Here is a 14,878-nt window from a genome sequence, read left to right on the forward strand (position 1 = left end):
GACGTACGCCACCCCGTTGCCCTTGTCGGAAAAGACGGTCAGCATCTGATTACGACGAGGTAACATGAGCTCGGGCCGGCCATACGCCCATTATGGTTGCTGTCATGAATGGGATTGCGGGACCTGTCCACCGTCCGGGTGACGCCGGCTACGATCTGCACCGCTCGGGGTACAACCGGGTCATCGAACATCGGCCGGCCCTGATCGTCGAGGCGGTGGACGCCGACGACGTGGCGGCCGCGGTGCGCCTCGCCGCCGCCGAGGGGAGACCGGTGGCGGTCCAGGCCACCGGGCACGGACCGGCGGTGCCGGCCGACGACGCGTTGCTCATCCACACCGGACGGATGACAGGCGTGCGGACGGACCTGGCGAACCGCACCGCGCGGATCGAGGCGGGCGTGCGCTGGCGCGACGTGCTGGCCGTGACCGCGCCACAGGGGCTCGCGCCGCTCAACGGCTCCAGCCCGGTGGTCGGCGCGGTCGGCTACACCATCGGTGGCGGGATCGGCATGCTGGGCCGGCGGTACGGCTTCGCGGCGGACCACGTACGGGCCGTCGAACTGGTGACCGCCGACGGCCAGGCGCGCCGACTCACGGCGGACCGGGAGCCGGAGCTGTTCTGGGCGGTGCGCGGCGGCAAGGGGAACTTCGGCGTGGTCACCGCGCTGGAGGTCGACCTCTTCCCCGTGTCCCAGCTGTACGGTGGCGGCCTCTACTTCGGCGCCGACGCGGTCCCCGACGCGCTGGCCGCGTACGCCCGGTGGACGGGTACCGTGCCGGACGAGATGACCTCCTCGGTGCTGCTGGTCCTGGTGCCGGACATCGAGGCCGCCCCCGCACCGCTGCGCGGGCAGTACGTCATGCACCTGCGGATCGCCTACTGCGGCGCGCCGGAGGAGGGGGAGCGGCTGGTCGAGCCGCTGCGGAAGGCGGCGTCCCCGCTGATGGACACCCTCGGTGTGCTGCCGTACGAGCGGGTCGGCTCGATCCACCATGAGCCCACCGATCCGGCGGCGAGCTACGGCCGGAACGTCGCCCTGCGGGAGCTGGAGCCGGCGGTCGAGACGCTGCTGGCCGCGGCCGGACCCGACGCCAACGCGCCGTACGCGGTCGAACTGCGTCACCTCGGCGGGGCGTACGCCCGTCCGCCGGTGGTGCCCAACGCGGTCGGCGGCCGGGACGCCGGCTTCAGCGTCTCCTCGATGTCCGTTGTCAACGGCACCGACCTGGAGACCCTGCGCGCGGCCCACGACGGCCTGCACGAGCGCCTGCGGCCGTGGCGCACCGGCGGCGGTCTGCTCAACTTCCTCGGCGTGCACGACGCCACCGAGGCCACCGTGCGGGCCGCCTTCGACCCGGCCGTGCACGAGCGGCTGGCTGCGGTCAAGTCCGTGTACGACCCGGGGAACCTCTTCCGGGTCAACCACAACATCCCGCCTCGCGGCGCGGTGTGATGACTGTTCCGAATTGACACCGAAACTGTTCACCTCGCATTTCTTCTAACTTCGGCGCGGTGTCCGGTAAACGCTGTGGCCCGGAAATGTTTCGGGCAGATGGCGCATTCGGTCGTATGCCGCATACTCCACATGTGGCGTTTGTCGGAAGCGCGACACCCATCTATTGCCACTGATGGCTACCCTCTGCAAGAATGTCCTCGCGCAGAGCAATTTAGGAGTGGTCGGGAAGGGCGCTGCCTGGCAAAGTCTTTCCCGATCCTGGTGATGTCACCGGCACCGGAGGCTGGCGTCCCGCCGTCGCCACCGCCGCCTTCCGCCCCGGTGGGCATCGTGTTAAGGGAACCGCAGGAGCTCAATTACCTACGATCAGAATCGACAAACAGGATGCGGCTGTCCGCCTCCGGACGAGAACGATTCGGCCCGCGGGCAGCTATTCGAACCGCCCATCTGAATGACGTTCGTGGATCAGTCTGGTCGCCTGGCGGGTCGACTGGTCGGAGCGCGAACACGGCGGGCGGCAACGATGGTGGTGGTCTGCCGCCGGGCCCACGGATCGGGTCGCCACCCGGCCCGGGGCTCCGCGCGGACGCTGGGGGAGGCGTTCGGTGCGACAAGTTCAGGAATCACTGTGCCTGGCCGTGCTCGGTCCGATGAGGGCCTGGCGCCACGGGGACGAGATCACGCTGGGCCCGCCCAAACAACGGGCGGTGCTCGGCCTGCTGGCCAGCCGGGTCAACGACGTGGTCGGCTTCGAGGAGATCATCGACGCGGTCTGGGGCAACGAGGTCCCACCAACCGCGGCCAATGGGGTGCACACCTACATCGCCGGCCTGCGCCGGGTGATCGAACCGGGTCGCAGCCGGCGGGACATGGGCGAGGTCCTGGTCTCCACCGGTGGCGGGTACGCCTTGTTCATGGATCCGGACGAGCTGGACACGACGCTCTTCGCGGCCCAGCGGCGGCGCGCCCGCCAGCTACGGGAGGCTGGCGACGGCACGAGTGCGGCGGAGACCTACCACGCCGCGCTGCGGCTGTGGCGCGGCGAGGCGTACTTCGGTGTCCCCGGGCCGTTCGCCGCCGTGGAGCGGACCCGCCTGCACGAGCTGCGGCTGAGCGTGGTGGAGGAGCTGGCCGAACTCCTGCTCGAACTGCACCGGCCGGCGGACGCGGTGACCGTGCTGTCCGAGGCCGTGGCCAAGGAGCCGCTGCGCGAGAAACTGCGCGGGCTGCTGATGCTCTCCCTCTACCGTGGCGGCCGGCAGGCCGACGCGCTGAGCCTGTACCGGGAGACCCGGCAGCTGCTCCTGGAGGAGCTGGGCATCGAACCCGTGCCGGAACTACGCGACCTGCACAACCAGATCCTGGTCGGGCATCCCGACCTGGACGACCCGGTGCCGGCCGAGTCGACGACCGAGGTCCCGGCCGGGGTCGAACCGCGCTCGGGTGAACTGCGCCGGCCGGCGCAACTTCCGTGCCGCCCGCGTGGCTTCGCCGGTCGGGCCTCCGAGCTGGGCCGGCTGCGCGAGCTGGTGGAGCGGGACCGGCAGTGCCCCGGCGCGACCACCGTCGCCGTGCTCGAGGGCGGCCCGGGCGTCGGCAAGACGGCGCTCGCCGTCGAGCTGGCCCACGAGATCGCGGCTGGTTTCCCGGACGGACAGCTCTTCGTCGACCTGCGCGGCTCCGCCCAGGACGGTGACCGGTCGTTGTCCGCGCTGGACGCCCTCGCCTTCGCGCTGGTCAGTCTGGGTGTAGAGCGGGGACGGGTGCCGGGCGACCTCTCCGCGGCCAGCGCGCTCTACCGCAGCCTGCTGCACGGCCGGCGGATGCTGGTGGTGCTCGACGACGCGGCGGACGCCGAGCAGGTCCGCCCGCTCATTCCCGGTGGTCCCGCCTGCGTCCTGGTCACCAGCCGGCGTCGGCAGCGCGGGCTGGCCGCGCGCGACGGGGCGTACCGGCTGACCCTCGGGCCGGTCTCCACCACGGAGGCCACCGACCTGTTGGCCAACCTGGCCGGGGCCGGTCGGCTGGCGGGCCGCGAACAGGACGTCGCCGAGCTCGCGGAACTGTGTGGTCATCTGCCCCTGGCGCTGCGGATCGCGGCCGGGGCGTTGGCGGCCGAGCCCAGCCTCACCCCGGCCGAACTGGTCCGCCGCTACCGCCTTCCACATACCCGGCTCGACCAGCTCGCCGTACGCGGTGACGCGAGCACCGACGTCCGGGCCGCGCTGGCCGTGTCCTACGCCGCACTGCCCCCCGAGACGGCCCGGGTGTTCCGGATGCTGGGCTGCTGCCCGAGCATGGTGGTCACCATCCAGATGGCGGCGGCCCTCGCCGGGCTGACCCACGCCGAGGCCCACCACCAGCTTCAGGTCCTCGTCGACCACCACCTGCTCGACGAGGTGAACGCCTGCCTGCACCGGTTTCCGCCGCTCGTCCGGATCTATGCCACCGAGTGCAGCGAGCTGGAGACCCGGGCCAGCCGGATGGCGGCCCTGGGCCGGATGCTCGGCCTGCGGCGCCGCGAGGAGACCGTCCCGCAGTTCGAGGAGACCGCCGCCTGACCGCGATCCCGAGTTGACGCGGCCGTGCAGACATCGACCAGAGAATCTTCAGACCGGCGGCGGCAGACTCGTCGCAGCGGCGGCAGCCCCACCGGCGGCGCTAGCCAATGGTCCCGCTCCCCGACTGCTAGCCATGAGGAGAGTCCGTGAGCATGATCGGTAGCCACGCCATCGTCGCAGGTGGCTCAATCGGCGGATTGGTCGCGGCCACCGCCCTCGCCCGCCGGTTCGACCGGGTCACCGTCATCGACCGGGACGGCCTGCCGACCGAACAGGCGCGCGACCGCCGGGGCGTACCGCACGGTATGCACGCGCACGCGCTGCTGATCAGCGGCCGGCTCGCGCTGGAGGAGCTGTACCCGGGCCTGACCGAGGAACTCATCGCGGGCGGCGCGGTGCCCTTCGACCCTGGCGCCGACCTGCTGTTCCACCAGATGGGCGCGATGCGGGTCCGGTTCACCAGCGGCATGCTCGGGATCAGCCAGACCCGCGCGTTCCTGGAGCTGACCATACGCCGGCGGGTCCTCCGGCTGCCCAACGTGACCATCCTGGACCGGCTCGCCGTCTCCGGCCTGGCCGGAGTCAGCGGACGGGTCACCGGGGTGGAGCTGGACGACGGTCGCACCCTCGACGCGGACCTCGTGGTGGACGCCACCGGCCGCAGCGGCGGGCGCTCGGACCGCTGGCTGGAGAAGCTCGACTGCCCGGCCCCGGAGAACGCCGTCGTCCGGATCGATGTCGGTTACGCCAGCCGGCTGTACACCCGCCAGCCCGGCGACCTGCCCGACGGCGCGCTGCTCGCGCTGATGGCCGCGGTGCCGCCCCACCACAAGCGGGCCGCCGCCGCCTTCGCGGTCGAGGGCAACCGGTGGGTGATCACCATCGGCGGCTGGCACAAGGATCACGCGCCCGCCGACCCGGCCGGCTTCCTCGCCTTCGCCGAAGGTCTGCCGTCACCGCACATCGCCCACCTGATCAAGAAGGCGGAGCCGCTCAGCGACATCGAGACCCGCCAGTTCCCGGCGGCCCGCCGCCGCTACTTCGAGCGCCTCCGCCAGCTGCCCGCCGGTTACGTCGCCCTCGGCGACACCGTCTGCAGCTTCAACCCCATCTACGGCCAGGGCATGACCGCCGCCACGCTGGAGGCGCTCGCGCTCGGCCGGAGCCTCGACAAGTTCGGCAACACCTCGGCCGAGATGGCCCGCCACTACTACCGCGCCGCCGCCAAGGTGTTGGAGACACCCTGGCGGATGGCCACCGGCGGCGACTTCGCGTATCCGGAGACCAGCGGCCCCAAGCCGCTGGGCACCGGCCTGGTCAACCGGTACGCCCGCGAGGCCTTTCTCGCCTCCCACGTCTCGCCCAAGGTGCATCGCGTCCTGCTCGACATGCAGCATCTGCTGGTCCCGCCGTCGGCGCTGCTGCGGCCGACCACGGTGGTGCGGTCACTGCTGGCCGCCCGCCGGTCGCCGGCCCGGGCGGCGGTGGCCGCACAGGTCGCCAGGCCCGCGTCCTGAGCGTTGCGGGACGGGCCGCGCGGTGTCCCGCCGGCCCGTCCCGCCGGGTGCCCACCGGTCGTCGGTCAGATCGTCCACTGTCGAGTGAGGAGTCCCGTGTCACCGTCGACCCCGCCCCGGCCGCGACGCTGGTGGGCACTGGCCGCGGTGGTGGCCTGCCTGCTGTTGATCGGTCTCGACACCACGACCGTCTTCCTGGCGCTGCCGGAGTTGATGACCGGGCTGCCCGCGTCGGCCGGTCAGCTCCAGGGCGTCTTCGTCGCGTACCTGCTCACGTTCGGCCTGCTGATGATGCCGCTCGGGGCGGCCGCCGACCGCCTCGGCCGGCGGCGGGTCCTGCTGGCGGGCCTGCTGCTCTTCGGGCTCGGTGCGGCCGGCGCGGCGCTGGCCGCGGACGCCTCCGCGTTGCTGCTCGCCCGCGCCGGCATGGGGCTCGGCGCCGCGGTGATCATGCCCACCGCGATGGCCATGCTGCCGGTGCTCTTTCCGCCGGCGGAACGGGCCCGCGCGTTCGCGGTCGCCTCCGCCGCGGTCAGCCTCGGTCTGTGCCTCGGTCCGCTGGTCGCCGGCGCGCTGCTGCAACACTACTGGTGGGGCTCGGTCTTCCTGGTGGACGTGCCGATCGTGCTGGTGGCCGCGGTGCTCGTGCTGGCGCTGTTTCCCGAGTCGCGGGCGCCCCGTCCGGCGGCCCGCGCCGACCGTCGGCCGAGCCGCCCGGTGCTGGTGCTGGCGCTGGTCTACGTGCTGATGACCGGGTTCCTGTTCGTGCTGACCCCGTACCTCGACGGCGTCGGGTCCGCCCGTGGGCTGGCGGCCGGAGTGCGGCTGCTGCCGCTGGTCGGGGCGCTGCTGGTCGGCGCGGCGCTCGGCGAGCGGCTCGGCGCGCGGGTCGGACCCCGGATACCCGCGGTGGCCGGTGCGCTGCTCCTCGCGGCCGGCCTGGGCGTCTTCGCCACGGTCGGCAGCGCTACCGCCGCCGCCCGGGTCACCGCCGGCCTGGTCGCCGTCGGGGCCGGCCTCGGCGCGATGCTCACCTCGGCGCTCCGGGCGGCCACCGCGGACTCGCCGGACGACCTGCTCGGCGTGGTCCGGTGGACCACCGCCGTCCGCCAGGTCGCCGGGGCGGTCGGTGTGGTGCTGGCCGGTACGACGCTGAGCCTGGTATACCGGGACCACCCGTCGGCGATCGGCGCACACCTCGGCGCTGCCCTGAACCGGGCGGCGGAGGCCGGCTCCGCCGGCGGCGGACTGCGGGCGGCCGCGCGGCTGGCCTATCTGGACGGTCTGCACGCGGCCGTGCTGGTGGGGGCGGGGCTGGCGCTGGTCGCGGCCGGGATCGCCGCCACCGGCCGGTTCGGGCCGCCCGCCGACCGCTCGGCCCGGACAGCGCGGCGGCCCGCTCCGGCCGTCGCGGACCGATCCGCCTGACACCGCCCCGGCGCCACCGGAGGGCGGCGGCGCGACCGTCCCGCGCCGCGCGGCTCCGCCAGCAGACGCGGGTGCCGGCCGCCGGTGGGGCCGGCCGGGTTGCGGGCCGTGCGGAGGCCGGCCGGGGTGCCGGAGCGGCCAGCGGCAGTCGACCCTTCCGCATCCGGTGGTGGCGATCGCCGACCAGTGTGCCGCCGCAGCGGGCCGGGGCGGTACGACGGCCGGTCCCATACATGGGATTCGGCCCGGGTTGGCGGACACCCCAGTCCCGCGGGGTGGGATTCGCCGGGACCAGCCGGACCGCCGGCGAGGCGGGGTCCCCGACCCCGCCCAGGGCCTGCCCGACATCGAATCGATGGGGGTTGACCTGCGCCGACGTTGGTGGACGCCACGGTCGGGGCGGTGTGTCGGTGACCGCCCGCCCGATGCCGACCAGCCACCGGATGGACGCGGGGCAGACATCGAGGGATGCCGTTAAGACCGCATCCAGAGGGTGTGCAGAGCCATTTGCGCAGACTGGCCTGGCGCACCCCGGGGACCCGCTCATGCGACCGCGGGGGCCGGTCGTCAGTCATCGGTCCGCCCGGGGCGCCCGCCCCTTCCGTGTCCCGATTGAGGGAGAGTTGCGAATGCCGTCCAATCTCTACGGAATCCCAGGCGACTTCGACGTCGTCGTCATCGGTGGCGGCCCCGCCGGCGCCACCCTCTCGGCGCTGCTGAGCGAACGCGGCCGCCGGGTCCTCGTCCTGGACCGCGAGCGCTTCCCGCGCTACCACATCGGGGAGTCGCTCATCCCCGGCTTCATGCGCCCGATGGAGGAGCTGAAGCTCCTCGACCGGCTGGAGCAGCGCGGCTTCGAGAAGAAGCACGGCGGCACGCTCGTCTGGGGCGCGCAGAAGATCCCGTGGGGCTTCTCGTTCATCGAGGGCGGCCCGTACAGCTACTCGTACCACGTCCGCCGGGCCGACCTGGACTCGATGATCCTGGACCGGTCGCGGGAGCTGGGCACGCACGTGATCGAGGAGGCCACGGTCAAGGAGGCCATCGAGGAGGACGGCCGGGTCGTCGGTGTGCGCTACACGATCCGCGGCTCCGAGGAGGTCCAGGAGGCCCGGGCGAAGCTGGTGGTGGACGCCTCCGGCCAGGCCCGCGTGCTCGGCCGCAAGCTGACCAACGTCAACTGGCACGAGGACATGCGCAACGTCGCGGTCTGGACGTACTTCGACAACGCGGCCCGGCTTCCCGGCGACGAGTACACCAACATCCTCATCGAGGGTCTGGAGGGTGGCTGGTTCTGGGGCATCCCGATCGACAAGGGCACCATGAGCGTCGGTTACGTCACCGCGTCCGCCGCCGCGGCCGCCTCCGACGACTCCCTGGAGGAGCTGTTCCGGACCCAGCTCGCCCGCTCCACCCAGCTCAAGGAGCTGCTGCAGAACGCGCGCCAGTCCAGCGGATTCCGGTCCGCCCGGGACTGGTCGTACACCTGCGACCAGTTCTACGGCCCGGGTTGGGCGCTGGTCGGCGACGCCGCCGCCTTCGTCGACCCGCTCTTCTCCACCGGCGTGGCGCTGGCCACCCTGGCGGGTAGCGCCCTGTCGAAGATCGTCGACAAGGTGCTGGAGCACCCGGAGATCGAGGAGCCCGCGCTGGAGCGGTACGCGACCGCGTACCGGGCGTTCTTCGAGGAGATCCGCGAGTTCGTCGGGAAGTTCTACGACCGGACGAAGTACAAGGAGTTCTACTGGGAGCAGGCCCAGACGATCGTCGACCCGAGCCGCGAGCGCGACCCGCGGGAGGACTTCGTCACCCTGGTCTCCGGTCTCAGCGGCCGTCACCCGCTGTTCAACATCAGCGTCGACGATCTCCTCGCTGAGCGCGCGGCGGCCACCCCGGTCGGAGCCTGACGTGTCACGCGGCAGCCGCCCCGGCGGCTGCCGCGTGGCCCCTTAGCGGACCTGAATGGGGCCTGATGACCAGCCACACGATCCAGATGTTGTTCGTCGACCTGGCGCTCATTTTGCTGCTCGCCCGCGGGTTCGGCGTGCTCGCCGTCCGGCTGGGACAGCCGCCGGTGGTCGGTGAGATCTTCGCCGGGATCCTGCTCGGGCCCACGCTGTTCGGCGGCTGGATCGCCGGGACGCTCTTCCCGCTCTCCGTCCGGCCGCTGTTGTCCGGCATGGCCGATGTCGGGGTGGCCCTGTTCATGTTCGTGGTTGGTCTCGAGCTGGAGCGCGGCATGCTGCGCGGAATGGGTCGCCGCAGCGCCGTGGTGGCGGCCGGGTCCACTCTGGTGCCCTTCGTCCTCGGACTCGGGCTCGGCTGGTACCTGCTGCGCGGCCAGGGCTCCGGGGACGCGGCCGCCTTCCTGATCTTCATCGGCCTGTCGGTCTCGGTGACCGCCTTCCCGGTGCTGGCCCGCATCATCACCGACCGACGGCTGGCCCGGACCACCGTCGGCGCCTTCGCGCTGGCCACCGCCGCCGTGGTGGACGTGGTGGCCTGGGTCGCCCTGGCCGCCGTGCAGGCGGCCATCGGCGGTGAGGAGGGGCACTGGCGGGTGCTGCTGCTCCTGCCGTACGTCGCGGTGATGTTCCTGGTTGTCCGCCCGTTGCTGGGCCGGTTGCTGGCCGGCGGCGATCCGGCGAATCCGGTCAGCGTTCCCCGGCTCGCCGCCGTGCTCAGCGGTGCCCTGCTGTCGGCGGCGGCCACCGAGGCGATGGGGATGCACTTCATCTTCGGCGCGTTCCTGTTCGGCCTGGTGATGCCCACCGGTGGCTCGGCGGAGCGCGGCGAGGCCATCCAGCGGCAGACCAGCCAGCTCACCGCCGTGTTGCTCCCGGTCTACTTCGTGGTGGCCGGGCTCAAGGTGGACCTCAGTGAAGTGGGCCTGGACGGGTTGCTGGACTTCGGCGTGATCCTGCTGGTGGCGGTCGGCGGCAAGCTCGGCGGCAGCTATCTGGCGGCGCGGCTGCAGGCGGTGCCGGCCCGTGCCGCGCTGGCCCTGGGCACGTTGCTGAACACCCGTGGACTCACCGAACTGATCATTTTGGGCGTCGGGTTGCGGATCGGGCTGCTCGACGGCTCCCTCTACTCGCTGATGGTCGTCATGGCGCTGGTCACCACGGCGATGACCGGCCCGATGCTCGCCTGGGTCTATCGCCGACCGGTCGAGATCACCACTCCAGAGAGGGCGTCGGACCTGGTGCCGGCGGCCCGGTCGTCGGCATAGGAGGAGGAACGATGGACCTGGTCGAACGTGGGCCGGAGCTGGCCGCGCTGACGGAGGTGCTGACCGCCTCGGCGGCGGGCACGGGTGGGGCGGTCCTGGTCAGCGGCGGCATCGGCTGCGGAAAGTCGGAACTGCTCGACGCCGTACGGAGCTGGGCCGAGCAGGACGGCTTCGTGGTGCTCGCCGCGGTGGGCTGCTGGGCCGAACGGGAGTCGCCGGGCGGTGTCCTCGGGCAGCTGCTCCGCTACGCCGAGACGGCCTGGGCGTCGTCCGGCCGGATCGCCGAGCTACTTGACGGGCTCGGCGCCGGCGGGCCGGTCCCGGAGGCGGAGCCACGCACCCTCGACGCGGCCACCACCGCCGCGCTGCACCACCTCTGCACCGAGGTGCTCCAGGTGGCCGAACGGGTTCCGGTCCTCATCTGCGTCGACGACGTGCAGTTCGCCGACGCGGTGTCCCAGCACTGGCTGATCCAGCTCCTCGGCCGGCTACGCAGCGCCCGGGTGGCGCTCGTCGTGGCCGAGTGCGTGCTGTCCCGGCCGACCAACCCGCGACTGCGCGCCGAACTGCTGCGCTTGCCGAACTACCGCCGGATCCCGTTGCACCGGCTGTCCCCGGCCGGCGTGGGCGAGGTACTGCACCGCCACCTGGACCCGGACACGGCCGTCACGCTGGCCGACGAGGCCCACCAGGTCAGCGCCGGCAACCCGCTGCTGGTTCGGGCGCTCGTCGAGGACCAGCGCGACGCCGACCGGCCGCCGGCCGTCGGCGCCCGGCTGCGGGTGGGCGAGGCGTACGGCGACGCGGTGCTCAGCTGCGTACTCCGCGGCCGCCCGGTGCTGATGCGGCTGGCCCAGGCGCTCGCCGTGCTCGACGAGGGCACCGACAGCGCGTCGCTGGCGGTCCGGCTGCTCGACGACGAGGAGCCGGCCACGATCCGCGGCGGCCTGGACGCGCTGGACGTCGCGGGCCTGCTCGACCGGGGAGCGTTGCGGCACCCGGCGGCCGCCTCCGCGCTGCGCGCCACCGTGCCGGCGCACGACCGGACCCGGCTGCACCGGCGCGCGGCCGAGCTGCTCTACGCCGACGGCGCGCCGCCGACCCGGGTGGCCCGGCACCTGGTCGCCGCCGAGCGGGGGCTGCCCGGCTGGGCGTTGCCGGTGCTGCGGTCCGCCGCCGAACGGCACCTGGTGGAGAACCGGGCCGCGGACGCGTACGCCTGTGTCGAGGCGGCGCTGCGGATCTGCGACGACGAGAGTCTGCGCGTACCGCTCAAGGCCCTGCTGACCAGCGCGGCCTGGCTGCTGAACCCGTCGATGAGCGCCCGGCACCTCGGGGAGCTGGCCGACGCGCTGCGGGAGGGGCGGCTCGGCGACCGGCACGCGCTGATGCTGGCCAAGTACCTGCTCTGGCACGGCCGCTTCGACGAGGCGGCGGAGGCGATCGAGCGGATCGTGGCCCGGGGCGAGGAGAACGATCCGGCCGGCTCGGCCGAGCTGCGCGCGACCCGGGAGATCCTCGCCGCGTCGTACCCGGCCCTGGTGTCCGGCCGGCTCCGCCCGCAGGAGCGGTCGACCGCCCGACCCACCCGCGACCCGCGGGTACGCAGCGCGGCGGCGCTGTCGTCCCTGCTCACCGGGGGTGACGAGGACGAGGCGGTGGCCGACGCCGAGGCGTGCATGCGGGCCATGCGGCTGACCAAGAAGACGCAGGAAGCGCTGATGTGCGCGGTGGCCACCCTCCAGTTCGCCGACCGGCTGCCCGCCGCGGCGAGCTGGTGCGACCACTGGCTGGCCGAGGCGCGGGCCTGGCAGGTGCCGCTCTGGGAGGCCGAGTTCGCCTCCATGCGTGCCAGCATCGCGCTGCGCCAGGGCAACCCGCTGCTGGCCCGGCAGCTCGCCGAGGCGGCGCTGAAACAGGTGCCGCTGGAGAGCTGGGGGGTGTGCATCGGCGGGCCGCTGGCCAACCTGGTGCAGGCCGCCACCGACACGGGTGACCACGAGGCGGCGTCGACCTACCTGGAGATGCCGGTGCCGGAGGGCATGTTCAAGAGCCGGTTCGGCCTGTACTACCTGCACGCCCGGGGCCGGTTCCAGATGGAGAACGGCCGCCCGCACGCCGCGCTCAACGACCTCGTCACCTGCGGGCAGCTGATGACCGCCTGGGGCTTCGACCAGCCGGCGCTGGTGCCGTGGCGGGCCGAGGCGGCCCAGGCGTACCTGCTCGCCGGCGATGTGGCGCGGGCCCGGACCCTCGCGCGCGAGCAGTTGGCCCTGGTCGGTACGCGGCCCTCGCGGACCCGGGGGATGTCGCTGCGGGTGCTGGCCGCGGTCAGCCCGCCCGGGGAACGGGCCGATCTGCTCACCGAGGCCGTCGAGGTGCTGCGCGGTTGCGGTGACCAGGCGCAGCTCGCCCAGGCGCTCGGTGACCTCGGCTGCCTGCACTACCAGGCCGGCCGCCCGGCCCGGGCCCGGCCGCTGGTCGAGACCGCGGCGAGGCTGGCCCGGGCGTGTGGGGCCCGGCCGATCCTGCGCCGGCTGCCGCTGGACGCGGGACCGCCCCGTCCCGAGCCCGCCGACCCGGCCGAGCAGGTCAGCCGGGTCGCCGCGCTGTCGCTGTTGTCCGGGGCGGAACGTCGGGTCGCGGCGCTGGCGGCGCGCGGCCACACCAACCGGGAGATCTCCCGCCGGCTGTGCATCACGGTCAGCACGGTGGAGCAGCACCTGACCCGGACGTTCCGCAAGCTCGGCGTCAAGACCCGGGCGGACCTGCCCGAAGAGATCGTGCTGGACATGGCGGTGGCGGGTTGAGGCCCGCCGGTCGCCGGGCCCCCGCACACCGTTTCCCCATGAGAAGGAGGTGAGGAGATTGCCGCTCAACAGCTCCGGCGCGGGGCGCGACGACCGGTACGACGTGGCGATCCTCGGCAGTGGTATCGCTGGCGGCATGCTCGGTGCGGTGCTGGCCCGCAACGGCGTCAAGGTGCTGCTGCTGGACGCCGGCACCCATCCACGGTTCGCGATCGGGGAGTCCACCATCCCGTTCACGTCCGGGATGACCCGGATCATCGCCGACCGCTACGGCGTACCGGAGATCAAGCCGCTGTCCAGCTTCCGCGGCGTGCAGAAGCACGTGTCGCGCAACTGTGGCCGCAAGCAGAACTTCGGCTTCATCTACCACCGCGAGGGCTCCCCGCAGGACCCGAAGCAGGTCAACCAGTTGGTCGTCCCGTCGATGCTGCGTACCGAGTCGCACCTGTTCCGGCAGGACGTGGACATGTACCTGTTCCAGGTCGCGGTCAAGTACGGCGCGCACACCCGGCTGAACACCCGGATCGTGGACGTGGAGATCGACCCGGACGAGGGCGCGGTGCTGCGATCGGACCGGGGTGAGGAGTTCCGGGCGAGCTACGTGGTCGACGCTGGCGGGTTCCGTTCGCCGCTGGCCGACAAGTTCGAGCTGCGTGAGGTGCCCACCCGGGCCCGAACCCACTCGCGCAGCGTCTTCACCCACCTCATCGGCGTCCGTCCCTTCGACAAGTCGCCGGCTGCCGCGCGCGGTCACGACCAGCCGAACCCGTGGCACCACGGCACGCTGCACCACGTCTTCGACGGCGGGTGGATGTGGGTGATCCCGTTCGACAACCACCCCGACTCGCTCAACCCGCTGGTGAGCGTCGGCCTGACCCTCGACCCCCGGGTGCATCCCAAGACCGACCTGCCCCCGGCCGAGGAGTTCCAGCAGTTCCTGAAGCGCTTCCCGGACATCGCCTGGCAGTTCGAGGACGCCAAGCCGGTGCGCCCCTGGGTCTCCACCGGGCGGCTCCAGTACTCGGCCAAGCAGATCGTGGGGGAGCGGTTCTGCCTGACCTCGCACGCGGCGGGTTTCATCGACCCGCTCTACTCGCGCGGCATGACGAACACCCTCGAACTGATCAACATCATGGCCTGGCGGCTGATCGCCGCATCCCGGGACGGCAACTGGGCCATGGAGCGGTTCGAGTACCTGGAGACGCTCCAGCAGGGGCTGTTCGACTTCCACGACGACATCGTCTACAGCTCGTTCGTCGCGTTCCGTGACTACGATTTGTGGAATGCGGTGAACCGCACCTGGCAGCTCGGCACCATGCTTGGGAATGTCGTCATCGAGGATGCCTACTTCCGCTATTCCCGTAGCGGGGATGACAAGGTCTTCCTCGCCCTGGAGGACAGCCGGCACCCGGGCTCGCCGTTCCCGGTCAGCGAGAAGTTCAGCGAGTTGGGCTTCTTCACCCGGCAGACCTGTCAGGCGGTGGAGGCCGGCAGCCTGTCCGCGAAGGACGGCGCCGCGCAGATCTTCGCCAAGATCGCCTCGGCCGACTACCTGCCCCCGTCGTTCGGCTTCGGCGATCCGGCCAACCGCTGCTTCAGCGCCTCCCCGACGAAGATGGCGCGTAACGCGGTGTGGAGCCGGAGCAAGGCTCCGAAGGAGATCGGCGGCATGATGACCCGGGCCACGGCCGGCCTGGTCCGGATGCGGCTGCGTCCCTGACCGCGCTTCGCTGCGCGACCTGGCGGCGGTCCCGGTGTGCTTCACCGGGACCGCCGCCGTCGTGTGTGCGGGTTCCTTCCACATTGCCCTTCGTCGTTTTCTGTGGCTGGTCGCGATAGGGGTTGGCCTCGGGTGTGAACAGGTCGAATCGGG

General features: G+C 72.5%; 8 protein-coding genes. All 8 read left to right on the forward strand.

Annotation, left to right across the window (positions count from 1 at the left end; translation table 11 throughout):
* Positions 1-104 precede the first annotated feature (104 nt).
* Entirely contained in the window at positions 105-1,454 is a 1,350-nt protein-coding gene (locus GA0070604_RS13645) for an FAD-binding oxidoreductase (protein ID WP_208602041.1), read from the forward strand.
* A gap of 608 nt (positions 1,455-2,062) precedes the next feature.
* Positions 2,063-4,018: an AfsR/SARP family transcriptional regulator gene (locus GA0070604_RS13650; RefSeq protein WP_244161879.1), complete on the forward strand. Its 1,956-nt coding sequence runs from the start codon at positions 2,063-2,065 to the stop codon at positions 4,016-4,018.
* Positions 4,019-4,170: 152 nt separating this feature from the next.
* Positions 4,171-5,535, forward strand: coding sequence for an FAD-dependent monooxygenase family protein (locus GA0070604_RS13655; protein WP_244162193.1), 1,365 nt, complete (start codon positions 4,171-4,173; stop codon positions 5,533-5,535).
* A 96-nt stretch (positions 5,536-5,631) separates the two neighbouring features.
* A complete protein-coding gene (locus GA0070604_RS13660; RefSeq protein ID WP_167363457.1) occupies positions 5,632-6,963 on the forward strand; it encodes an MFS transporter in 1,332 nt (443 codons plus the stop codon).
* A gap of 629 nt (positions 6,964-7,592) precedes the next feature.
* Positions 7,593-8,870, forward strand: a complete 1,278-nt coding sequence (locus GA0070604_RS13665) for an NAD(P)/FAD-dependent oxidoreductase (protein WP_091118292.1) — start codon at positions 7,593-7,595, stop codon at positions 8,868-8,870.
* 65 nt (positions 8,871-8,935) lie between these two features.
* Entirely contained in the window at positions 8,936-10,195 is a 1,260-nt protein-coding gene (locus tag GA0070604_RS13670) for a cation:proton antiporter domain-containing protein (RefSeq protein WP_091118293.1), read from the forward strand.
* Between the two features lie 11 nt (positions 10,196-10,206).
* On the forward strand, positions 10,207-13,005 hold the full coding sequence (locus GA0070604_RS13675; protein WP_091118294.1) for an AAA family ATPase: 2,799 nt from the start codon (positions 10,207-10,209) through the stop codon (positions 13,003-13,005).
* A 49-nt stretch (positions 13,006-13,054) separates the two neighbouring features.
* Positions 13,055-14,725, forward strand: a complete 1,671-nt coding sequence (locus tag GA0070604_RS13680) for an NAD(P)/FAD-dependent oxidoreductase (RefSeq protein WP_244161880.1) — start codon at positions 13,055-13,057, stop codon at positions 14,723-14,725.
* Positions 14,726-14,878: the final 153 nt, after the last annotated feature.

Source organism: Micromonospora eburnea (assembly GCF_900090225.1).
GTDB classification, from domain to species: domain Bacteria; phylum Actinomycetota; class Actinomycetes; order Mycobacteriales; family Micromonosporaceae; genus Micromonospora; species Micromonospora eburnea.

What these genes read in the sequence shown, in the direction of transcription:
- GA0070604_RS13645 (WP_208602041.1), top strand. Translation starts at nt 105, where the DNA reads ATGAATGGGATTGCGGGACCTGTCCACCGTCCGGGTGACGCCGGCTAC.
- GA0070604_RS13655 (WP_244162193.1), top strand. Translation starts at nt 4,171, where the DNA reads ATGATCGGTAGCCACGCCATCGTCGCAGGTGGCTCAATCGGCGGATTG.
- GA0070604_RS13665 (WP_091118292.1), top strand. Translation starts at nt 7,593, where the DNA reads ATGCCGTCCAATCTCTACGGAATCCCAGGCGACTTCGACGTCGTCGTC.
- GA0070604_RS13670 (WP_091118293.1), top strand. Translation starts at nt 8,936, where the DNA reads ATGACCAGCCACACGATCCAGATGTTGTTCGTCGACCTGGCGCTCATT.
- GA0070604_RS13675 (WP_091118294.1), top strand. Translation starts at nt 10,207, where the DNA reads ATGGACCTGGTCGAACGTGGGCCGGAGCTGGCCGCGCTGACGGAGGTG.